The organism is Microbacterium lacus, assembly GCF_002812805.1.
Lineage (GTDB): Bacteria > Actinomycetota > Actinomycetes > Actinomycetales > Microbacteriaceae > Microbacterium > Microbacterium lacus_A.
The window spans coordinates 78,142-100,073 of the sequence record NZ_NMUM01000044.1 but is presented as its reverse complement, the minus strand read 5'-3'; the positions used below and the strand labels follow the sequence as shown (position 1 = coordinate 100,073).

Sequence of the window (21,932 nt, the reverse complement as noted above, 5' to 3'; positions counted from 1 at the left end):
TCGGGCCGAATGTGCGAACTCTCGCACTCGATGACAACCCCGGACACACCGTGAAGCACCTCTTCTTCGGCTCCGGCGTGCGGCGCGGCTCCGCGCCCGGAGGGCTCGGCGTGCGGCGAGACACGATCCACAGCCGTCTCGGCGCCGGAACCATGAGCACAGCCAGGCGCAGAGTCGTCGAGCGCCTACGCGGCACGGCCGCCCTCCTCGCGGTCACCACCACCCTCGTTCTCGCCGGCGCCACGGGAGCTGTCGCATCGCCCAGTCCGACACCGACGCCCACACCGGCCGAGCCGACCCTCGTTCTCGCACCGCTCGCCCACGGTGTCGTGGCGGCCGGCGCAGCGCTGACGTCCACGATCGAGGTTTCCAATCCGACCTCGACGGATCTCGCGCCGACATCGCTCACGGTCGAGCTCAGTGACAGCCCGCTCACCACGAGCCCCGAGCTGGACGAGTGGATCGACAACGGTGAACTCGCGACCGAGGCATCCGTGATCGATCGCCCCGCCGTGCCCGCGATCGTCGCGGGCGACAGCGAGATCGTCGTGTCCACGGTTGCCGTCGAGGCATTGGCAGGACGAACTCCCGGTGTATATGCGCTGTCGGCTACCTACGGTGGAGACGTCGTCTCGCGAAGTGCCATCGTGCTGCAGGGCGACACCCCGACGGCCGCCGCAATCGGCGTGATCGTGGCGGTGACGGCCGGCCCACAGACGGACGGACTGCTCTCCGCGGAAGACCTCACGACACTCACGGGCACAGATGGTCGCCTCACCGACATCCTGGCCGGCGTCGCCGGCACCTCAGCGATCCTTGCTGTCGACCCCGCCTTGCTCGCATCGATCCGCGTTATGGGGGATTCTGCGCCCGCCAGCGCTCTCGCGTGGCTGGATCGGCTCGCAGCCCTCCCGAATGAGCGCTTCGCCCTGCAGTTCGGCGACGCGGATGTCTCGGTCCAGGCCGATGCGGGACTCACCACCCTGCTCGAGCCCACGAGCCTGGACTACGCCATGTCCGAGGATGACTTCGTGAATGCGACGCCGACCCCGAGTCCGAACCCCTCGGCAACTGCGGACGCCCAGACCGACGAGGGCGGTGACACAGACACAGACACCGTTCCGTTGCCCGACCTCGACGAACTTCGCGCCGTACCCGGGGCACGGGCCGCCATGTATTGGCCCGCGCAGGGCCGCGCCGACGCGAATGCCGTGAACGTGCTGGCACAACAGCCCTCGGCAACGGGCTCTCCGGCGACCACCCTGCTCAGCTCTGCAGAAACCGAGCGGTCCGAGGCCCGCGCCGCCGCTTCGTCCGCCGAGGGTGCACCCCTGCTCGTGTACGAAGCCGGTTCATCGAGCGCGATACGAGCAACCGCCGCCGCAACGGAGGGCAGCGCCCAGGCCGCGTCCGCCCTCATATCCGCACAGATTGCGCTCGAGGCGTCGAGCCCGAGCGGTCCCCTGTTGGTCACGACAGAGCGGATGGCTGAGGTCAGCGCCATATCGCTCCGCGCCGCGATCGACACGGTCTTCAGCTACCCCGGTGTCGTTCCCACGACTCTCAGCGCCCTCTTGAGCGCGGAGCCCGCCGGTGCGCAGAGCGCCGCGCAGCCCGACGAGGAGGCCGCGACGCGTCTGGACACGCTGCTGGCGGGTGAGACGAGCATCGCCGAGTTTTCGTCGATCATCGACGACCCGTCGCTGCTGACCGCGCCCGAACGCTCCGACCTCTTGCAGCTGATCGGCGCCGGCTGGCGCGACGAGCCGAACGCGTGGCAGGCCGCGCTCACCGCACACGCCGAGGCGACAACGACCACGCTGACGTCGGTCGCGATTCAGGAGCCGAGCACGGTGCAACTGGTCAGCCCCGAAGCGGTGCTGCCGTTCTTCGTGCGAAACGATCTGCCGTTCGCCGCCAATGTCGTCCTCGTCTCGACTCCCGACAATCTGCGCCTCGATGTCGAACGGACGCTCACGGTTCGAGCCGAGCCCGGTGTCAACACGCGGGTCGAGGTTCCCGTCCGCGCGCGGGTGGGCAGCGGCGAGGTGACGATCGAACTGCGGCTCCTGAGCCCCACTTTCGAGCAGGTCGGGCCCGTCCAGCGCGCTCAGGTGACCGTGCGCGCCGAGTGGGAGCGCATTGGCATCATCGGACTGGGCGCCATCATCGTCCTGCTGCTGGGTGCGGGTTTCATCCGGACCATTCGCCGACGTCGCCGCACACGCGCCGCCGAGGGTGTGGACGGGCCGACGATCGACCAGGGCACGACCGAAGAGAACACGGCACGCGAGCCGGAGCCTGATCGACCCGTGGACCGCCGCGATGAGTAGTCTCGGGCGCGCCAGCGCGATCCTCGGGGCGGGCACCCTCGTCTCGCGTCTGACCGGGGTCGTGCGCTCGATCGTTCTCGTGGCCGCCCTCGGCTCAGTCGGCAGTGGTGCCGCCGACGCCTTCACCATCGCGAATCAGCTCCCGAACAACATCTATGCCATCATCTCCACCGGCATCCTCACCGGGGTGCTCGTTCCCCAGATCGTGCGCGCGGCCAAGCACGCGGATGGTGGGGGAGCTTTTGTCTCCAAGCTGCTGACGCTCGGCACCGTCGTCCTCGTGGTTGTGACGGGCCTCGCCACCCTGGCGGCCCCGTTGCTGATGCAGCTCTACGCGAGGTTCACCGACGAACAGTTGGCTCTCGCCATCGCCCTCGCGTACTGGTGCATCCCACAGCTCTTCTTCTACGGTCTTTACGCCCTGGTCGGCGAGACACTGAATGCCCGCCGCGTGTTCGGTCCGTACACGTGGGCGCCGATCGTCAACAACATCGTCTCGATCGCCGGTTTCGTCACGTTCATCGTGCTGTTCGGGCCTGAGCGCAACGACGTCCTGACATGGACGCCCGACATGATCACGCTCTTGGGAGGCACCGCGACTCTCGGAATCGCCGTACAGGCGGGCGTTCTGCTGCTGTTCTGGCGACGTTCGGGCCTGCGCTTCCGCCCAGACTTCGCCTGGCGCGGTATGGGCCTGCGAACGATGGGCACCCTCGCGTGGTGGACGTTCTGGATGGTCGTGGTGGGGCAGGTCGCGGGCCTCATCCAGACCCGCGTGGTCAGCGCGGCCTCCGACGTCGCTGCTTCCGCAGCGACCATGGCATTCGCGTGGTTCATCTTCATCCTCCCGTACTCGGTGATCGCCGTATCGATCGGGACCCCGTACTTCACACAGCTCAGCGAGCATGCCGCGGCCGGACGAGACGACGACGTTCGTGCCGACCTCGGCACCAGCATCCGAACGATCAGCTTCTTCCTTGTGGGCGCCCTCGCCGCGGTCGTGGCGGCAGCAGTTCCCGTATCGCGCATATTCAGCAACAGTGCCTCGGATGCCGTGGCCACCGCTTTGGTGCTCGGTGCTTATCTCGTGGGTCTGGTTCCGCTGTCGATCCTGTACGTCGTGCAGCGGACCTTCTATGCGTATGGCGACACGTTCCGCCCGTTCGTCTTCACGCTCGTGCAGGCCGTTCTCGTCGTCGTGACCGCACTGCTCGCCGGCGCCATTCTGCCGCTGGAATATCTCGCCGCGGGAATCGCGCTGGGCCAGTCTCTCGCCGGCATCGTTCAGCTCGTGATCGCCGTCTTTCTGCTCCGCGGCCGGCTCGGCCGGCTCGGCCTTCGTGCACCCGCGCTGGCTCTGGGACGATTCTTTGTCGCCGGGGTGCCGGCGGCCGCCATCGGTTGGGTTCTTTTCCTGCTTCTCGGGGGCTTTGATGGGTGGACGGCCTCGTCCATCTATCTTGGCGTCGGCGGCGCCGCGCTCGTCGGCGGGGTGACGCTGGCGGTGTACATCGCGATCCTGGCGGTCATGCGTGCGCCCGAGCTCGCGGTGGTTGCGCCTCTCCTCCGCCGGTTGCGTCGGCGTTGAGCTAACGAGTACGGCGATCACGCCGCGTTCCAGCACGTGGAATTCACCGAGGGCTGGAATGCTGCCGGTCTACCATGGGTTGAAGCCCAGAGACAAGCAAAAGGGAGAAACACAGTGCGTCACGTGATCATCATCGGATCGGGTCCTGCGGGCTTCACCGCGGCTACCTATGCGGCACGCGCAAACCTCTCACCCCTCGTTGTGGCGAGTTCGGTCGAGGTCGGCGGAGAGCTGATGAATACGACCGAGGTCGAGAACTTCCCGGGCTTTCCCGAGGCTATCCAGGGCCCCGAACTGATGGCCAAGATGCAGGAGCAGGCCGAAAAGTTCGGCGCCGAGATCCTGTACGACGATGTCGTCGAGCTCTCGGTCGACGGACCCGTCAAGCGTGTGAAGCTTGGCAGCGGCGCAGAGCACGAGGCCGCCGCCATCATCTACGCCACCGGTTCTGCGTATCGCAAGCTCGGGCTGCCGGGTGAAGAGCGACTCTCCGGGCACGGCGTCTCCTGGTGCGCCACGTGCGACGGCTTCTTCTTCCGCGACCGCGTCATCGCCGTCGTCGGTGGCGGGGACTCCGCCATGGAAGAGGCCACCTTCCTGACACGCTTCGCCTCCAAGGTGTACGTCATCCACCGGAAGGACAGCCTGCGGGCGTCGAAGATCATGCAGGAGCGCGCCTTCGCGAACCCCAAGATCGAGTTCATCTGGAACGCCGAGGTCGCGGATATCCTCGGTGACGAGGCAGTTTCCGGCGTCGTGCTGCGCGACACAACGGATGGCACCACCCGCGAACTGCCCCTCGAGGGTTTGTTCGTCGCGATCGGCAACGACCCGCGCACACACCTCGTTCACGACAAGCTCGAGCTCACCTCCGAGGGAACGATCTGGGTCGATGGACGGTCGTCACGCACCTCCGTGCCCGGTGTTTTCGCGGCCGGTGACGTCATCGACCCGACCTACCGACAGGCAGCAACAGCCGCGGGCTCGGGAACTGTCGCCGCGCTCGACGCGGAGCACTACCTGGCTGCGCTCGACGATGCGGGAGCACCCGAAGAAGATGTCGCGCAGATCGATGGGCTGCCCGAGGCAGACCCCGTCAGCGTCGGCTGAGTCGAGCCGCGGAACATTCGAGGGCGTCTCGACGTTCCTGTACCTGAGACTTCCGAAAGAAGGAGAAGAGTATGACCGCCAAAGCCACGACCTCCAGCACGTGGGAGCAGGACGTTCTCAATGCCGAGGGCCCCGTACTAGTCGATTTCTGGGCCGAGTGGTGTGGTCCGTGTCGCATGGTCGCCCCCGTTCTGGATGAGATCCAGTCCGAGCACCCCGACAAGATCACCATCCTCAAGCTGAACGTCGACGAGAACCCCGATCTCGCCATGAAGTACCAGATCACGTCGATTCCGGCGATGAAGGTCTTCCAGGGTGGCGAGGTCAAGACAACGATCATCGGTGCCAAGCCGAAGTTCGCGCTCGAGAAGGATCTCGCCGCGTTCATCGGCTGATATCTGCTTCAGCAGCTACAAGAAACGCCCCGGCTCTCAGAGTCGGGGCGTTTCTTGTAGCTATGACAGCAGTGCTGATCTCATCAGTCCGATCCGAAGCCATCGACACCCATTTCACCCAGGATTCTGTTGAGATCCTGAATGGTCGAGAAATCGATCTTGACCTGGCCTTTACGTGCGGTCAATGAGATCTGGACGCGGGTATTGAGCCGGTCTCCCAGGCGACCGGCGACCTCGTCCAGATGGCCACGGCGGGCACCGGCCTGAGGCTTCGTGGCCCGCTGGGGAGCGTCCGGGCGCCCCTTGACGATGGCCTCCGCGGCGCGAACCGAGAGGTCTTCGTTCACGATCTTGTCAGCGAGGCGCTGGATGGCCTCGTCATCGGGGAGGCCCAGGAGCGCACGAGCGTGTCCCGGGCTGAGAACGCCCGCGGCCACCCGCTGTTGCACCGGCACCGGCAGGCGAAGGAGCCGGATCGTGTTGCTGATCTGGGGACGCGAGCGGCCGATGCGGGTCGCGAGTTCTTCTTGCGTAATGCCGAAGTCCTCGAGGAGCTGCTGGTAGGCGGAAGCCTCTTCCAGGGCGTTCAGCTGTGAACGGTGCAGGTTCTCGAGCAGTGCGTCGCGCAGCAGGTTCTCGTCGGCGGTGTCTCGGACGATCGCGGGGATGCTCACCAGGCCCGCCTCGCGAGCCGCACGGGTTCGTCGCTCGCCCATGATGAGCTCGTACGTGCCATCCTCGGCGCGGGGCCGAACCACAACAGGCTGCAGCACGCCGAACTCGCGCACACTATGGACGAGTTCTGCCAGGTCATCTGCGTCGAAGTGCCTACGAGGCTGCCGCGGGTTGGGGACGATTTCTTGCGGGTTGATGTGCGCCAGGCGCGCGCCCGGCACTGCCACGAGTTCTGCGAACCGCTGCTCCTCGACGACCTCTTCTTCTGCGGGGAGCGCTTCGACAGCCTCCAGGCGACGAGCTCCGGGGAAGAATACGTCGACCGGGCGACTCTCAGCCTCACTGGTCGGGATGAGCGCACCGATTCCGCGGCCCAGTCCCGTTCTCTTCGTGGACATCAGAGCGTGCCTTCCTTGTTGGTGTTCTCAGCGCCGGACGCCGCGGGAACATGCTTGCTGATCTCGATCGCGGCCTCACGGTAGGCGACGGCACCCGCCGACTGCCCGTCGTACGCGATGACGGTCTGTCCGAAGCTCGGGGCCTCCGAAACACGTACCGACCGGGGTATCACCGTCTGGAGCACCTCGCCGGGGAAGTGGGCGCGGACCTCATCGGCAACCTGCTGCGCGAGGCGGGTACGCCCGTCATACATGGTGAGCAGAATGGTGGACACCTGAAGCCCCGGGTTGAGGTGTCGCTGGATCATGCCGACGCTTCCGAGAAGCTGTGTAAGCCCCTCCAACGCGTAGTACTCGCACTGGATCGGGATGAACACCTCGTCCGCTGCGGTGAATGCGTTGATGGTCAGCAGCCCCAGCGACGGGGGGCAGTCGATCAGCACGTAATGGATCGGAAGAGCACTCGTTGCGAGGTAGTCCTGAAGTGCGCCGCGAAGTCGGTGCTCGCGGGCAACCTGAGACACGAGTTCAATCTCGGCACCCGCAAGATGAAGCGTGCTGGGCGCGCACAAAAGATTGGGAGACTCGGGGCTGACCTGCACGATGTCTGCGAGGGGAAACTCATCGATGAGTACGTCGTAGACACTCGGCGTATCTGCGTCATGGGGGATACCCAGGGCGGTTGACGCGTTTCCCTGCGGATCAAGGTCGATCACCAGGACTCGTGCACCCAGGGAGGCGAGCGCGGCCGCAACATTGACCGTGCTGGTCGTCTTACCGACCCCGCCCTTCTGATTGGAAACGGTCAGGACGCGTGTCTTGTTCGGTAGTTCGATCGCGACTCCCTCCAAAGCTCTACGCCGTGCGCTGAGGTCTGCAATCTCTCGTGCCAGCGGGGTGTCATCTATCAGTTGTGCGGATGATCGGACATCCGAACGTCGGGCATGTTCCACGTGAAACGCTCCACTCGCGGCAGGGGGACGACCTCTACTCTAGGTGCGCACTTCAGCCGGAAATCACATCCGTGCATCATGAGACTTCCCTCATGAACGTCGTCCCTGGTCGCACGGCGTTTCACGTGAAACGCGGCGTGTCGATGTTTTTTCCGCAGGTGCACTTGTCTCTGTTTGTCGAGCAAGCGCAGCGGGACGAAACCCCGCCGCCCGGATCCTCAGATTCGCTTTCGAACCGCGCTCCGCGTTCGCGACAAGCGACAAGCGACGAGCGACGAGCGACGAGCGACGAGCGACGAGCGACGAGCGACGAGCGACGAGCGGATCATGCTGGCTCTGACAGCAAGCCGGTCTGCTGTTTCACGTGAAACGCAGACCTCCATCCGATATCCGCGCCGCTGGTTGAGTGAGCGAAGCGAGAAGGAGCGCACCGCCACATGCTCGGCTTCGTTTCCGACTCGCGCTTCACGATCACCCAACCAACGAGACTCGGCCCGCTCCGACGTCCGGCACCAACGGTCGGCGTTCTGTTTCACGTGAACGCAGGCCCCATTCGACGGCCTCGCCGCGCGTTGAGCAAGCGGAGCGAAGCGAGACGAAACAACGCCGTCAGATACGGGCGGTTCGCGTTTCGACTCGCTTCGCGCTCGCAACGACCTAGGCCGGGAATGGCTGCACCGTTTCACGTGAAACGCGGGCGCCTTTCGACAGCAGGGCCGTCCGTTGAGCGAGCGAAGCGAGACGAAACACATCTGCACAGATCTTCGGGTTCGGGTTTCGACTCGGGCCACACCCTCGCTCAGTGAGCGACTCCGTAGGTTCAGCGAGCGAAACGAAACGCACACAGACAGAGCCCCGAGCAGTCGTCTCGACTCGCCTTAGGTCCCGGTTACACGTGGAACATCGCGCGAACCTACCGCGTCGCGGAACCCACGGTCCCACGGAACAGCGTGGTTGGCTGATCCAGAACGCCGTCGCCCCACGACTCAACCCTCGCCTCGCTAATCCGAAAGCGTCGAATCTGCTTATCCGCTGCATCGATCTCAGCCTGAACCGATGCGCCCTTCATGAGAATGAGCTGCCCACCCGGCGCAACCAGGGGAGCGGTGAGAGGGATCAGGGTGCGGAGGGCGGAAACGGCACGCGCGGTCACCGCGTCGAAGCCGGCCTTCGCCGGGTAGTCCTCCGCGCGTGCGCGCACGACCTCGACGTTATCGAGACCCAGCAGACCCACCTGCTCGTCAAGCCAGGCAACGCGACGCTCCATGGGCTCGATCAAAATCCATGAGACATCAGGGCGAGCGATTGCCAGAACGATGCCCGGAAGTCCCGCGCCTGAGCCGATATCCGCAACACGACTCTGTGCGTCGAACGCACCCGCGACAATCGCGCTGTTCAGAATGTGTCGCGACCACAGCCGCGGAGGTTCCAGCGGACCGATCAACCCCCGCTGCTCACCGTGTTCTGCGAGCTGCTTCGCAAACACCCGCGCGAGATCGATGCGATCACCGAAGACATCCTCGGCGGCCTGCGGCTCCGCTTCTACGTCGATCACCGTTTCACGTGAAACGGCTCAGGACCGGCGAATGACAGTGTGCCGATCGGCACCCTCGCCATACGATTCCGACACAAACCCGCGATCGGCGACGATGTCATGGATGAGCTTGCGCTCATAACTCGACATCGGGGGAAGCGAAGCCTGCCCGGCGCCCTCTTCGAGGCGCTCAATGGCACGGTTCACCAGCTGCTCGAGTTCGCCTTGGCGTGTGTCGCGCGAACCTCCGACATCCAGGATCAGACGGGAGAAGCGACCCGTCTTGTTCTGCACGGCCAAGCGAGTCAGTTCCTGAAGGGAACGTACGGTCTCGGGGTCCGACAGAACGGAGAGCGTAGTGCCGCCCGCCGGTGCCTCGACAGAAACGTAGGCGCGACCCGCACGAACATCGAGTTCGATGTCGCCATCGATGTCAGCGATGTCGAGCAGCTCTTCAATGTAGTCCGCTGCGACATCGCCCTCCTGCTCGAGGTGCGCGAGTGAGGCAGTCTCGTCGGGAGCGGATTCCTGAGGGATCTGTGCGTCAGATGTAGTCGTCATGTCGTGAGCTCCTCGCGCCGTCAGCGGCGCTTCTTGGGGTTCTGCTTGGCGTTCTTCGTCGAAGATCCCGCCTGTCCTGCTGCCGGGGGCGGCGTCAGCGACGAGGGCTCGTCCGATGCATTCGCCTTCTCGGACGCCGATCCTGTGGATGCGCCACCCACGGTCGCACCGGCCGGAGCCGAGGTTCCGTTGACAGGGGACGATGCCGGGGGAGCGGATGCCGTGCCCGGCGTGCCTGGACGCGTCTGCTTCTTCGCGCGCTGCTTACCCACAGGCTGCTGTCGCTTGGGGGCGACGGCCTTCTTCTTCTCGGCCTCGGCCAGAAGACGCGCCTGCTCTTCGACGTAGCGCTCCATCGAGACGATCTTGCCCTCGGAGTTGATGGCCTTACCCTTGCGCGCGAGACGCTCCTCGCGGGCCTTCGCGGCATCCGATCCCGGGGTCGGCATTTCGCGGATGACGATGAACTGCTGGACCATCGTCCACACGTTGCTGACGAACCAGTAGATGACGACACCCAGCGGAAAGAAGACACCCGAGAAGATGAAGGCCAGCGGGAGGATGTAGAGCATGATCTTCTGCATCTGATACGCCTGGCCCGTCTTGGCCTCGGGCGACAGGTTCTTCGAGATGATCTGCAGCTGCGTGAAAAACTGCGACGCGATCATGAGGATCACGAGAACAACCAGGATCCCGACGGTTGCTTCCCAACCATCCGGTCGTGTCTCCCACGCACCGGCGAGAGTGTCATGCAGGGAAGCGACGCCGAACAGCTTGGCGTCGAAGAACTGCTGTGTCAGGTCTGCGGAGAGAACACCGACGCCACCAACCCCCTGGTCGACGTGCGAACCAATCGACGACAGCACGGAGTACAGCGAGAAGAAGATCGGCATCTGTACCAGGAGCGGTAGACAGCTCGAGACCGGGGTCGTGCCGTGTTTCTTATACAGCGCCATGGTCTCGCGACTCATGGCCTCACGGGAGAGCTGATCGCGCTTGCCCTTGTACTTCTCCTGAACTTTTCGCAGTTCAGGGGCGATTTCCATCATCTTTCTCTGGCTCTTGATCTGCCTCACGAAGAGGGGGATCAAGGCAGCACGAACGACGATCACCAGCCCGACGATCGACAGAACCCAGGTGATGCCATCCGCAGCGCCGAACCCCAGCGAGGTCCACACCCAATGCCATGCGACGAGGATCAGCTCGACCACCCATTTGAGTGGCCAGAGGACGATTCCGATGAGATCCGGCACGGATCAGTCCTTTCTTCGGGGCGACGGAACGACGAACCCGTGAAGGGTCAGCTCATCCCGGAAGTCAGTGCGCGGGCGGACATCATCGATGCCACCCTGCGCCCACGGATGGCATCGAGCCAATCGTGTTGCAGCCATCACGGACCCACGAACGACGCCGTACTGCTGGATGGCACCGACCGCGTAGGCCGAGCACGTGGGGTAGTACTTGCAGACATCCCCGTAGATCGGAGAAATAGTTGCGCGATACGCGATCAGTGCAGCAATCGCGGCATTGCGGGGGACCAGGCAGGTGGCGCGCCAGCCGCGTGCCACATCAAAGTGGCCGTCACCGGTCATCGCCGTGGGGAGGGGGGCGCTCATGCCCGACCTCGTCGTAGACACCGCAGTACTTCGGCTCGCAACGTCGCGAAATCAGCACCCGCCGCGGGGTTCAAAGCACGGATCACGACATCCCGACCCGGATCGAGCTCAGGGAGAGCTTCGTGACAGACGGCCTTCAGTCGACGTCGCACCGTGTTGCGCACGACCGCGTTGCCGACTGCCTTGGAAACGATGAAACCGAAGCGCACGTCGTCATCCGATCGCGCCATGACATGCGTCACCGTGTGCGCCCCGGCGCAGCGAGTGCCCCGACGGACGACGGATCGATAGTCGACACCGAGGGTGAGGCGATTCGCTCGGGAGAGCACCGGGATGGGTCAGGCCGAGACGGTGGTGCGACCCTTGGTGCGACGCGCCGAAAGGATGGCGCGTCCCGCGCGGGTGCGCATCCGAGCGCGGAAGCCATGCTTCTTGGCGCGACGACGGTTGTTGGGCTGGAAAGTACGCTTGGTCATAAGAGTCACTCCGGGAGACGAGTCGCCGGGACGTGGCGACCGGAGACGATGCTAGGCGGAAGAAGGATGCCGCGAGGGCATAAGTCAACCTGGTAAGAATACGTCCTTCGAGAGTAGGTCACAAACCGAGCGTGAGCGCGAGGCATTATCCCCACCTCGAGAACTCCGGCGTGGCACCGACACGCCGCCAGGTCCTACAGTGGATTTTGCTCCGCCGCACCGCCTGGCTAGCGTGGGCGCGACAGTTATCCACAGGTCCGAAGATGGCGCTACCGCCCCCGGACAAGGTTGCTGACAGATAGCCGCGAATCCCCGGGGGACCCATGTCACAGCACGATGTTCCAGACATCTCGATCTGGGCGGCCGTGCTCGACTCCCTCACGGAGGACGACCGGATCACTCCACAGCTCTATGGATTCTTGAGCCTGGCCGTCCCTCAGGGGGTCATGGCCGGGACGCTGTATCTCGACGTTCCCAATGATCTGACGGCCGCACAGTTCAACAAGCGGATGCGTCCCTCCATCCTCGAGGCACTCTCACGCATCGATCATGCATCCGGCGCCGTGACATTCCGGGTCGTCGTCAACCCCGATCTCGCCGAGGCCCACGTCGTTTCCCGCTCGAGCCCCGCCGTTCAGACGGCTCAGGACGCGCCGGCGCCGGCGCCGGTTCAATCAGGGTTGCGTTCCTACGTCGACGCGCCGCCCGAGACTCCCGCTTCGGCCTCGCGTAACGACACCCGCCTGAACCCCAAGTACACGTTCGACAACTTCGTCATCGGCCAATCCAACCGTTTCGCCCATGCCGCGGCCGTCGCCGTCGCCGAAGCTCCGGCCAAGGCCTACAACCCGCTCTTCATCTATGGAGAATCGGGCCTCGGTAAGACGCACCTCCTCCACGCGATCGGCGACTACGCCCTCAATCTCTATACGGGCATTCGTGTTCGCTACGTCTCGAGCGAAGAGTTCACGAACGACTTCATCAACTCGATCGCCAACAACCGCGGATCCGCGTTCCAGGCGCGATACCGCGACGTCGACATCCTGCTGATCGACGACATCCAGTTCTTGCAGGGCCGAGCCGAGACCCAGGAAGCCTTCTTCCACACCTTCAACACGCTCCACGACCACGACAAACAGGTCGTCATCACGAGCGACCTACCGCCCAAGCACCTCACCGGGTTCGAAGACCGTATGCGCAGCCGCTTCGAGTGGGGCCTCATCACCGACGTTCAGGCGCCAGACCTCGAAACGCGTGAGGCCATCCTGCGGAAGAAGGCTCAAAGCGAGCGACTGCAGGTACCCGATGATGTCCTCGAGTACATCGCCACCAAGGTGTCGAGCAACATCCGAGAACTCGAGGGTGCGCTCATCCGGGTTTCGGCATTCGCCAACCTGAACCGCTCATCCCTCGATGTGCAGCTGGCTCAGACCGTTTTGCGCGACATCGTCGATCAGGATGATGCGAACGTCGTCTCGCCGACAGACATCATCACGGCGACCGCGCAGTACTTCAAGCTATCTGTCGACGACCTGTACGGCTCGAGCCGCTCGCAAGCCGTTGCCACCGCACGGCAGATCGCGATGTATCTGTGCCGCGAGCGGACGAGCCTTTCCCTGCCCAAGATCGGTCAGCTTTTTGGCAACCGCGACCACACAACCGTCATGTACGCATACAAGAAGATCAGTGACCTGATGAAGGAACGTCGCTCGCTGTACAACCAGGTCACCGAGATCACGACGATCATCGGCCGCGCGGGCCGCTGATCCACGGATGTGACCGACGGATGCCTCGTCGGTCACGCTTCGCGCTGCCGTATATGCCGCGATACGCGCTTGACACGCGTCGATCCGAACCGCCAAGATTCCGATTTCACAGTGTGGATAACCTGTGGATAAGCCTCACGGAATACGTCCAGACTGTGCACTCTTGGGGTTCTCCTGTGGAGAGTGCGCGAAACTCCACGAGGCACCGCTCCCGCGTAAACCCGGGCATTCGCAGCTCGTCCACAAGTCACACGCGTGTAGTTCCATACTCCCGACAGGCAAGTCAGGAGTTATCCACATGATCCACAGGCGTTAACACCATTAACTACTTCTTCTTCTGAGAGATCGATTCCCCTCACCTTTACGGCGCAGGCTGTGGAACGAGCAACGACTCACGACAACGATGGCCCGGCACTAGCATGGGTAAGCCCAGACCTGGGACGACAAAACATCCACAGGACAACCCTCCACAGGACAAAGGAGTGACCGTGAAGTTCCACGTGAATCGCGATGTCTTCAGCGACGCGGTCTCTTTCGTTGTGAAGCTGCTCCCGCAGCGGAACCCGCAGCCGATCCTGGCGGGTGTTCTGATCGAGGCGGGTCCTGACGGACTCTCCCTCTCCGCATTCGACTACGAGGCCTCCGCCCGTACCGTCATCGAAGCGACTGTCGACAGCCCTGGCACGATCCTCGTTCACGGTCGCTTGTTGTCCGAGATCGCCAACCGCCTTCCGAATGCGCCGATCCAGGTCGTCGTCGACGATGACGGCGGAATTGTTCTGAGCTGTGGTTCCGCACGGTTCACGCTCCCCGGGATGCCCGTCCAGGAGTACCCCGCAATTCCCGAGGTCACGGCCGAGCCGGGTCTTGTGCCCGCCGAGGATTTTGCGACCGCCATCGCTCAGGTCGCGTTCGCCGCCTCGCGCGATGACGTGACTCCTGTGCTGACGGGTGTACAACTCGAGGTTTCGGGAACGACACTGAGCCTCGTCGCGACCGACCGCTACCGCGTGGCACTGCGTGAGATCCCGTGGGATGGTGCCGCTGCGCGGGAGGGCGAGGCATCCGCACTCGTCCCGGCCCGCACCCTGCAGGAAGTGGGCAAGACATTTGCGCACGGGGGGGACATCCGCATCGCCTTCTCGGGGTCGGGCGACCGCGAGATCATCGCGTTCTCGTCGGGCGACCGCACCGTCACCTCGCTCTTGATCAAGGGCAACTTCCCGCCCGTCCGTCGGCTTTTCCCGGACCAGAATGCTCACCACGCCGTGGTCAACACGGGCGAACTCATGGAAGCCGTTCGGCGCATGCAGATCGTGCTCGATCGTTCCGCTCCCCTCCGCTTCACGTTCTCGTCCGAGGGCGTGACGATGGATGCCTCCGGAGGAGATCAGGCGCGTGCCTCTGAGTCCGTCGACGCACACCTCGACGGTGAAGACGTCGTTCTCGGCCTGAATCCGCAGTACCTGCTCGAGGCCCTGACCGCCGTGCGCAGCGAATTCGTCCGCATCACGTTCACGTCGTCCGACAACGCCAACAAGCTGAGCCCGGTGCTCATCACGAGCCAGACGTCGGTCGACAAGGCGGGCGCCGACACCTTCAAGTACCTCCTGCAACCGAATCTGCTGCTGCGCTGACGTGATCGTCGAGCACGTCAGCCTGGTTGATTTTCGTAACTACGCGACCGCGGATGTCGCGTTGGTCGCTGGACCCAATTTGTTCGTCGGCCGTAACGGACAGGGCAAGACGAACCTCGCCGAGGCGATCGCCTATGTCGCCACGCTCGGTTCGCACCGGGTTTCGGGGGACCAGGCACTCGTCAGAGCGGGCGCTGAGTCCGCGATCTTGCGGATTCGTGTCGCCCACGCCGAGCGAAGCGTCCAGCTCGAGGCGCAGCTGAACCGGACCGGACGCAATCGTGCGCGGGTGAACGGCGTCGATGTTCGCCCGGCCGAGCTGCCGCGCTACGCGCAGGTGGTCGTCTTCGCTCCCGAAGACTTGGGTATCGTCCGCGGTGATCCGTCCGCCCGACGCCGCTTCGCGGACCAGCTGCTCGTGCAGCGTTCGCCGCGGATGGCCGGGGTCCTTGCGGACTATGACCGGGTCCTGCGTCAGCGCGGGGCACTCCTGAAGTCCGCGCGGGCGCGTGGAATCCGGGGGGATACGCTGTCGACACTGGACGTGTGGGACGACAAACTCGTCGCGCTCGGGTCGGAGATCATCGACGCGCGTCAGGTGCTCGCGAGCGAACTCGCGGCACCGATCGAGGCCGCTTACGCCGCGATTGCCGGCGAGGACCACCACCCGGAGCTCGAATGGGTTCTGTCGGTCCGTGGCGCGGACCCGGAAGATGGCGACGAAGCGGGAAGCACGACGCCGATCGGGGCAACGGCGGAACTCTTCCGCGAGGCGTTGGCGCACAAGCGCACGGCGGAGCTGGAACGTGGGCTCACCCTCGTCGGTCCGCATCGCGACGACCTCCGTTTGAGTATTCGGGGTCTGCCGGTCAAGGGCTACGCCTCGCACGGTGAATCGTGGTCGGTCGCACTCGCCCTGCGGCTCGCTTCGGCGCAACTGTTGCGCGCCGAGTCGCGCAGTGGCGATCCTGTACTGATTCTCGATGACGTTTTCGCTGAGCTGGATGCCCAGCGGCGCGCGCGACTGTCCGAACTCACGGCCCAGTTCGAACAGGTCATCGTGACCGCAGCCGTGTGGGAGGACGTCCCCGAGGCACTTCGGCTTCGAACGGTCCGTATCGAGAACGGGCGCATCGTTCCCGATCCCTCCGGTCCGCCCGACGAGGCATCCGGTGTCTGACGAGGACTCTCCCGCGGCGGGGGAGGACACGGTCGATGCCCCTCCCCTGACGGTCGCGACGTACTTGCGATTGCGGGGGATCGCGGCACCGAGATCACGCAAGCGCCGCAGGATTCGGGATGCCGAGGGCGAGAACGTTCCGTTCGCGCCGGGACGCGATCCCCATGGTCTCGGGGATGTCATGGCCGATCTGACGCGGGAGGCCGGCTGGAATACGCATCTGGCGAGCGAGGACGTACTGCGACGCTGGGCGGATGTCGCGGGATCGCAGACCGCGGAACATGCCCGCCCGGTCTCGCTCGAGGGCGGAATCATGACGGTTCAGTGTGATTCGACGGCGTGGGCGCGGCAGCTCTCGAGTCTGCGCGCCGAGATCCTGACGCGGATCATCCGCGAGCACCCGGATGCGGGCATCACGGCGGTGCGCTTTGTAGGGCCGGACGTTCCCTCGTGGAAATGGGGCCCCAGGACTATTCCAGGGCGCGGTCCACGCGATACCTACGGCTGAATGAGCATTTGGGGTGCCGTAAGCGATTTCATCCCCGCAGAGAGGCGTGTGATGCGAAATATCGGTCCTCGCTCCGATAGACTGAAAGAGACGACTTTCCCTATTTGGAGCGCCTCTTCTCTATGACTTCTGACTCATTCGATAGCGCTCAATCCGGCAGCAAGACCGCGCCCGAACCTCACGCGTACGGCGCGGACGAGATTCAGGTTCTCGAGGGGCTCGAGGCGGTACGCAAGCGCCCCGGTATGTACATCGGCTCGACGGGTCCCCGAGGGCTGCATCACCTGGTGTACGAGATCGTCGACAACTCTGTGGACGAAGCACTAGCCGGCTACTGCGACACGATCGATGTCACGATCCTGCCCGACGGCGCGGTACGTGTGATCGACAACGGGCGAGGCATCCCCGTCGACATCCACCGCACCGAGGGAAAGTCGACCGTCGAGGTCGTGCTGACCGTTCTGCACGCGGGTGGCAAGTTCGGCGGCGGCGGGTACGCGGTGTCCGGTGGTCTGCACGGTGTCGGATCGTCCGTCGTCAATGCGCTCTCGTCGCGCCTCGAGGTCGAGGTTCGACGTCAGGGATATGTCTGGCGCCAGTCTTACGGCGGCGGCGGTGTACCCAAAGCGCCCCTCGAGCGAGCTGAAGAGAGCTCCGAAACCGGGACGACGATCACGTTCTGGCCGGACGAGACAATCTTCGAGACGGTCGACTTCGACTACGACACACTCCGCACCCGGTTCCAGCAGATGGCCTTCCTGAACAAGGGCCTGCGGATCGACCTGCACGACGAACGGCCCGAGAAGGCGTACGACGAAGAGGTCGAGGGTCAGCTGGTCTTGCAGCAGCCGACCGATAGCTTCCTCTACGAGCGCGGCCTCGTCGACTATGTCGAATATCTCAACAAGGTGCGTAAGGCCGAAGCGGTCAACGACGTCATCATCGACTTCGAGTCCGAGGCTCCGGACAAGAAGATCGCCATGGAGATGGCGATGCAGTGGACGACGAGCTACACCGAGAACGTGTTCACCTACGCGAACACCATCAACACGCACGAGGGTGGCACGCACGAAGAGGGTTTCCGCGCCGCTCTGACGACCCTCGTCAACAAGTACGCGCGTGCGAACAACCTTCTCAAGGAGAAGGACGAGAATCTGTCGGGCGATGACGTCCGCGAAGGCCTGACGGCGGTCATCTCGGTCAAGCTCTCCGAGCCACAGTTCGAGGGTCAGACGAAGACCAAGCTCGGTAACACCGAAGCCAAGGCCTTCGTGCAGAAAGTCGTCGGCGATCAGCTTGGCGATTGGTTCGATCGCAACCCGACGCAGGCCAAGAACATCATTCGCAAGGCGATCGACGCGGCGACCGCCCGGCTCGCTGCGCGCAAGGCCCGCGAGACGGCACGACGCAAGAGCGTGTTCGAGTCGGCGTCGATGCCCGACAAGCTCAAGGACTGCACCAGCAAGGATCCCTCGATCAGCGAGATCTTCCTGGTGGAGGGTGACTCGGCCGGCGGTTCCGCGGTGCAGGGACGCGACCCCCACACGCAGGCGATCCTCGCGCTCCGCGGAAAGATCCTGAACGTCGAGCGCGCGCGCATCGACCGTGCTCTCGGCAACAACGAGATCCAGGCGATGATCCAGGCCTTCGGCACCGGCATCGGCGAAGACTTCGACATCGCCAAGTCGCGATACCACAAGGTCGTGCTGATGGCTGATGCCGACGTCGACGGCCAACACATCACGACCCTTCTCCTGACCCTCCTGTTCCGCTACATGCGCGGGCTCATCGAGGCGGGATATGTGTATCTCGCGCAGCCACCGCTGTACCGCCTGAAGTGGTCGAACTCGGCACACGAGTACGTCTATAGCGACCGCGAGCGCGACGCGCTGCTGACCGCGGGCCTCGCCGAGGGCAAGCGAATCCCGAAGGACAACGCGATCCAGCGCTACAAGGGTCTCGGTGAAATGAACGACAAAGAGCTCTGGGAGACCACGATGGACCCCCAGACCCGCACGCTCTTGCAGGTGACGATCGAGGATGCCGCGGCCGCCGACGAGATCTTCTCGACCCTGATGGGCGAGGACGTCGAATCCCGACGCACATTCATTCAGCGGAACGCCAAGGATGTCCGGTTCCTCGATATCTAGATCCGCCATCTAGGTCCGACATCCGGATCCCGCCGAACCTGACGCAGACGAAGAAAAGACGATATGACTGACGAAGACCGCCCCGACGCAACGCCGGTTCACGATCACGGCCGGATCGACCAGGTCGACCTGCAGTCCGAGATGCAGCGTAGCTATCTCGACTACGCGATGGCCGTTATCGTCGGCCGCGCGCTGCCGGACGTTCGTGACGGTCTGAAGCCGGTCCACCGCCGCGTGATCTATGGCATGTACGACGGCGGCTTCCGTCCTGACAAGGGCTTCTCGAAGTGTGCACGTGTTGTCGGCGAGGTCATGGGTCAGTACCACCCGCACGGTGACTCGCCGATCTACGACGCCCTCGTGCGTCTCGTGCAGCCGTGGTCGCTGCGCTACCCGCTCGCCGATGGTCAGGGCAACTTCGGGTCTCCCGGCAACATGGGGGCGGCCGCGCCCCGCTACACCGAGACCAAGATGGCGACGCTCGCGCTCGAGATGGTGCGCGACATCGAAGAAGAGACCGTCGACTTCCAGGACAACTACGACGGTCGCACGCAAGAGCCGACGGTTCTGCCCGCCCGCTTCCCGAACCTGCTGGTGAACGGTTCGGTCGGTATCGCGGTCGGCATGGCGACCAACATTCCGCCGCACAACCTCCGTGAGGTCGCTGAGGGCGTGCTGTGGTCGCTCGAGAACCCGGATGCTTCGCGCGAAGAGCTCCTCGAAGCCCTGATTCAGCGGGTGCACGGTCCGGACTTCCCGACCGGTGCGCAGATCCTGGGTGTTCGCGGGATCCACGAGGCATACCGGACGGGACGCGGCTCGATCACGATGCGCGCCGTCGTTTCGGTGGAAGAGATCCAGGGCCGCACGTGCCTGGTCATCACCGAACTGCCGTACCAGGTCAACCCCGACAACCTCGCGATCAAGATCCGCGACCTCGCCCGCGACGGCAAGATTTCGGGCATCGCCGACATTCGCGATGAGACCTCGGGTCGTACGGGTCAGCGTCTCGTGATCGTGCTCAAGCGCGATGCGGTCGCGAAGGTCGTGCTGAACAACCTGTACAAGCACACGCAGCTGCAGGAGAACTTCGGCGCGAACATGCTCGCGATCGTCGACGGTGTGCCCCGCACGCTCTCGCTCGACGCTTTCGTGTCGCTGTGGATCACGCACCAGATCGAGGTCATCGTTCGGCGGACGACCTATCGCCTGCGTAAGGCCGAAGAGCGTATGCACATCCTGCGCGCCTACCTGAAGGCGCTCGACGCCCTCGACGAGGTCATCGCGCTCATCCGTCGTTCGCCGTCGGCCGACGAGGCGCGCGTGGGCCTTCAGAAACTCCTCGACATCGACGATCTGCAGGCTCGTGCGATCCTCGAACTGCAGCTGCGGCGCCTCGCGGCCCTCGAGCGTCAGGCGATCATCGATGAGGCCGAGAAGATCACGGCGCAGATCGTCGACTTCCAGGACATCCTCGCCAGCCCCGTGCGTCAGCGCACCATCGTCCGCGATGAGCTGACCGAGATCGTGGCCAAGCACGGCGACGACCGCCGCACCGAGATCCTGATGGGCTTCGACGGCGACATGTCGATGGAAGACCTGATCCCCGAAGAAGAGATGGTCGTCACCGTCACGCGTGACGGCTACATCAAGCGCACCCGCAGTGACAACTACCGGGCCCAGCATCGCGGCGGCAAGGGCGTCAAGGGTGCGCAGTTGCGCGCAGACGATGTCGTCGAGCACTTCTTCGTCACCACGACCCACCACTGGCTGCTGTTCTTCACGAACCGAGGCCGCGTGTACCGCGCCAAGGCGTACGAGCTGCCCGAGGCCGGACGCGACGCCAAGGGTCAGCACGTGGCCAACCTGTTGGCGCTGCAGCCGGGCGAAGAGATCGCGCAGGTGCTCGACATCCGCGATTACAGTGTCGCGACCCACCTGGTGCTGGCCACGCGCGGCGGCCTCGTGAAGAAGACGCGTCTGACCGAGTACGACACCAACCGCCAGGGTGGCATCATCGCGATCAGCCTGCGCGAGGGTGACGAACTCGAGAGCGCGTTGTTGGTCGAGGCGGACGACGACATCCTGCTCATCTCGCGTCACGGCATGTCACTCCGCTTCACAGCGGACGACGATGCGCTGCGTCCCATGGGTCGCTCGACCGCCGGGGTCAAGGGCATGTCGTTCCGCGGAGACGACAGTCTGTTGTCGGCGAGCGTCGCCCCCCAGAACGGCGGCGCTGCCGGTCACTACGTCTTCGTCGTGACCGACGGAGGCTACGCCAAGCGCACCGCGGTGGCCGAATATCGCGGTCAATCACGAGGCGGACTCGGCATCAAGGTGGCCAAGTTGAGCGACGATCGGGGTGTGCTCGCGGGCGGTTTGATCGTGGGTGAGGACGACGAGGTCTTGGTGGTTCTTGCCAGCGGCAAGGTGGTACGCTCCTCCGTGGCCGAGGTGCCCGCCAAGGGTCGCAACACGATGGGTGTCGTGTTCGCCCGTCCCGGCGACGACGACCGGATCATCGCGATCGCCCGTAACGGGGAGAGGAGCGTCGACGTGGAGCAGCCGGTCGAATCCATCCCCACCGACATCGCGGAGTCGACACCCGTTACGCCCACGGAAGAGAGTTCTGACGCATGAGCACCGTTGCCGACAAGCTGGCCAAGAAGTCGAGCCGACAGGGGAGCTCCAAGCAGGTCCGCCTGCGACTCGTCTACATCGACTTCTGGTCGGCTGTGAAACTGTCGTTCCTTGCTGCTGTCGCGATCGCCATCGTGACCGTGGTGTCGTTCTTCCTGATCTTCATGGTCGTGCAGACGACGGGCCTGATCGGACAATTCGACGAATTCTTCCAGAGCTTCTCCGAGAACGGAGTCCGCATCTCCGATCTCGTGGGCCTACCGCAGGTCATGGCCTTCGCCGCCGTGGTCGCGATCCTCAACCTGATCGTCGTCACGGTGCTCGGTGCTGTGGTCGCGGGTATCTACAACCTCGCGGTGAAGATCACCGGCGGCCTGCTCGTCGGATTCACCTCGAACTAATCGCGGCG

General features: G+C 64.3%; 18 protein-coding genes and 1 pseudogene. 11 read left to right on the top strand and 8 right to left on the bottom strand.

Annotated elements, in window-relative coordinates; genetic code table 11:
• Positions 1-11 precede the first annotated feature (11 nt).
• The 4 genes from CGU34_RS15315 (at position 12) to trxA (ending at position 5,426) form a co-directional block, all read left to right on the top strand.
• Complete coding sequence (locus CGU34_RS15315; RefSeq protein WP_100814602.1) at positions 12-2,333, top strand: DUF6049 family protein; 2,322 nt, start codon at positions 12-14, stop codon at positions 2,331-2,333.
• A complete protein-coding gene (gene murJ, locus CGU34_RS15310; RefSeq protein ID WP_100814601.1) occupies positions 2,326-3,921 on the top strand; it encodes a murein biosynthesis integral membrane protein MurJ in 1,596 nt (531 codons plus the stop codon). Before CGU34_RS15315 ends, murJ begins: the two co-directional genes overlap by 8 nt.
• Before the next feature lie 114 nt (positions 3,922-4,035).
• Complete coding sequence (trxB, locus tag CGU34_RS15305) at positions 4,036-5,031, top strand: thioredoxin-disulfide reductase (RefSeq protein WP_100814600.1); 996 nt, start codon at positions 4,036-4,038, stop codon at positions 5,029-5,031.
• 71 nt (positions 5,032-5,102) lie between these two features.
• Entirely contained in the window at positions 5,103-5,426 is a 324-nt protein-coding gene (trxA, locus tag CGU34_RS15300; RefSeq protein WP_036296732.1) for a thioredoxin, read from the top strand.
• A gap of 83 nt (positions 5,427-5,509) precedes the next feature.
• Here the strand turns inward: trxA and CGU34_RS15295 are convergent, their stop codons facing one another.
• From CGU34_RS15295 to rpmH, 8 genes and pseudogenes are all read right to left on the bottom strand, one after another.
• Positions 5,510-6,499, bottom strand: coding sequence for a ParB/RepB/Spo0J family partition protein (locus tag CGU34_RS15295; protein ID WP_100814599.1), 990 nt, complete (start codon positions 6,497-6,499; stop codon positions 5,510-5,512).
• The gene (locus tag CGU34_RS15290) at positions 6,499-7,452 is read right to left on the bottom strand and encodes a ParA family protein (RefSeq protein ID WP_036296726.1); all 954 of its coding nucleotides are present in this window, start codon (positions 7,450-7,452) and stop codon (positions 6,499-6,501) included. The genes CGU34_RS15295 and CGU34_RS15290 overlap by 1 nt, the downstream gene beginning before the upstream one ends.
• A gap of 913 nt (positions 7,453-8,365) precedes the next feature.
• The gene (rsmG, locus tag CGU34_RS15285) at positions 8,366-9,007 is read right to left on the bottom strand and encodes a 16S rRNA (guanine(527)-N(7))-methyltransferase RsmG (protein WP_100814598.1); all 642 of its coding nucleotides are present in this window, start codon (positions 9,005-9,007) and stop codon (positions 8,366-8,368) included.
• An 18-nt stretch (positions 9,008-9,025) separates the two neighbouring features.
• Positions 9,026-9,547: a Jag family protein gene (locus CGU34_RS15280; protein WP_100814597.1), complete on the bottom strand. Its 522-nt coding sequence runs from the start codon at positions 9,545-9,547 to the stop codon at positions 9,026-9,028.
• Between the two features lie 236 nt (positions 9,548-9,783).
• Positions 9,784-10,800, bottom strand: a pseudogene (yidC, locus tag CGU34_RS15275) (membrane protein insertase YidC); the annotation flags it as partial.
• A gap of 3 nt (positions 10,801-10,803) precedes the next feature.
• Positions 10,804-11,163, bottom strand: coding sequence for a membrane protein insertion efficiency factor YidD (gene yidD, locus CGU34_RS15270; protein ID WP_036296717.1), 360 nt, complete (start codon positions 11,161-11,163; stop codon positions 10,804-10,806).
• Complete coding sequence (rnpA, locus tag CGU34_RS15265) at positions 11,160-11,492, bottom strand: ribonuclease P protein component (RefSeq protein WP_100814595.1); 333 nt, start codon at positions 11,490-11,492, stop codon at positions 11,160-11,162. Before rnpA ends, yidD begins: the two co-directional genes overlap by 4 nt.
• A 9-nt stretch (positions 11,493-11,501) precedes the next feature.
• Positions 11,502-11,639 carry a 50S ribosomal protein L34 gene (gene rpmH / locus CGU34_RS15260; protein ID WP_081766188.1) on the bottom strand — a complete coding sequence of 46 codons (138 nt, stop codon included), beginning with the start codon at positions 11,637-11,639 and terminating at the stop codon, positions 11,502-11,504.
• Positions 11,640-11,962: 323 nt separating this feature from the next.
• Here rpmH and dnaA point away from each other — a divergent pair, with 323 nt between their 5' ends.
• The 7 genes from dnaA (at position 11,963) to CGU34_RS15225 (ending at position 21,924) form a co-directional block, all read left to right on the top strand.
• Positions 11,963-13,405, top strand: a complete 1,443-nt coding sequence (gene dnaA, locus CGU34_RS15255; RefSeq protein ID WP_100814594.1) for a chromosomal replication initiator protein DnaA — start codon at positions 11,963-11,965, stop codon at positions 13,403-13,405.
• A 488-nt stretch (positions 13,406-13,893) separates the two neighbouring features.
• The gene (gene dnaN, locus CGU34_RS15250; RefSeq protein ID WP_100814593.1) at positions 13,894-15,042 is read left to right on the top strand and encodes a DNA polymerase III subunit beta; all 1,149 of its coding nucleotides are present in this window, start codon (positions 13,894-13,896) and stop codon (positions 15,040-15,042) included.
• Between the two features lies 1 nt (position 15,043).
• On the top strand, positions 15,044-16,222 hold the full coding sequence (gene recF, locus CGU34_RS15245; RefSeq protein ID WP_100814592.1) for a DNA replication/repair protein RecF: 1,179 nt from the start codon (positions 15,044-15,046) through the stop codon (positions 16,220-16,222).
• On the top strand, positions 16,215-16,730 hold the full coding sequence (locus CGU34_RS15240; RefSeq protein ID WP_100814591.1) for a DUF721 domain-containing protein: 516 nt from the start codon (positions 16,215-16,217) through the stop codon (positions 16,728-16,730). The genes recF and CGU34_RS15240 overlap by 8 nt, the downstream gene beginning before the upstream one ends.
• A gap of 122 nt (positions 16,731-16,852) precedes the next feature.
• Entirely contained in the window at positions 16,853-18,880 is a 2,028-nt protein-coding gene (gene gyrB / locus CGU34_RS15235; RefSeq protein ID WP_100814590.1) for a DNA topoisomerase (ATP-hydrolyzing) subunit B, read from the top strand.
• Positions 18,881-18,943: 63 nt separating this feature from the next.
• A complete protein-coding gene (gyrA, locus tag CGU34_RS15230; protein WP_100814589.1) occupies positions 18,944-21,523 on the top strand; it encodes a DNA gyrase subunit A in 2,580 nt (859 codons plus the stop codon).
• Complete coding sequence (locus CGU34_RS15225; protein WP_036296699.1) at positions 21,520-21,924, top strand: DUF3566 domain-containing protein; 405 nt, start codon at positions 21,520-21,522, stop codon at positions 21,922-21,924. Before gyrA ends, CGU34_RS15225 begins: the two co-directional genes overlap by 4 nt.
• The last annotated feature ends 8 nt before the right edge of the window (positions 21,925-21,932 follow it).

Coding starts and splice junctions, on each gene's coding strand:
- CGU34_RS15280 (WP_100814597.1), bottom strand. CDS start 9,547: ATGACGACTACATCTGACGCACAGATCCCTCAGGAATCCGCTCCCGAC.
- yidD (WP_036296717.1), bottom strand. CDS start 11,163: ATGAGCGCCCCCCTCCCCACGGCGATGACCGGTGACGGCCACTTTGAT.
- CGU34_RS15295 (WP_100814599.1), bottom strand. CDS start 6,499: ATGTCCACGAAGAGAACGGGACTGGGCCGCGGAATCGGTGCGCTCATC.
- CGU34_RS15225 (WP_036296699.1), top strand. CDS start 21,520: ATGAGCACCGTTGCCGACAAGCTGGCCAAGAAGTCGAGCCGACAGGGG.
- gyrA (WP_100814589.1), top strand. CDS start 18,944: ATGACTGACGAAGACCGCCCCGACGCAACGCCGGTTCACGATCACGGC.
- murJ (WP_100814601.1), top strand. CDS start 2,326: ATGAGTAGTCTCGGGCGCGCCAGCGCGATCCTCGGGGCGGGCACCCTC.
- rpmH (WP_081766188.1), bottom strand. CDS start 11,639: ATGACCAAGCGTACTTTCCAGCCCAACAACCGTCGTCGCGCCAAGAAG.
- trxA (WP_036296732.1), top strand. CDS start 5,103: ATGACCGCCAAAGCCACGACCTCCAGCACGTGGGAGCAGGACGTTCTC.
- gyrB (WP_100814590.1), top strand. CDS start 16,853: ATGACTTCTGACTCATTCGATAGCGCTCAATCCGGCAGCAAGACCGCG.
- dnaA (WP_100814594.1), top strand. CDS start 11,963: ATGTCACAGCACGATGTTCCAGACATCTCGATCTGGGCGGCCGTGCTC.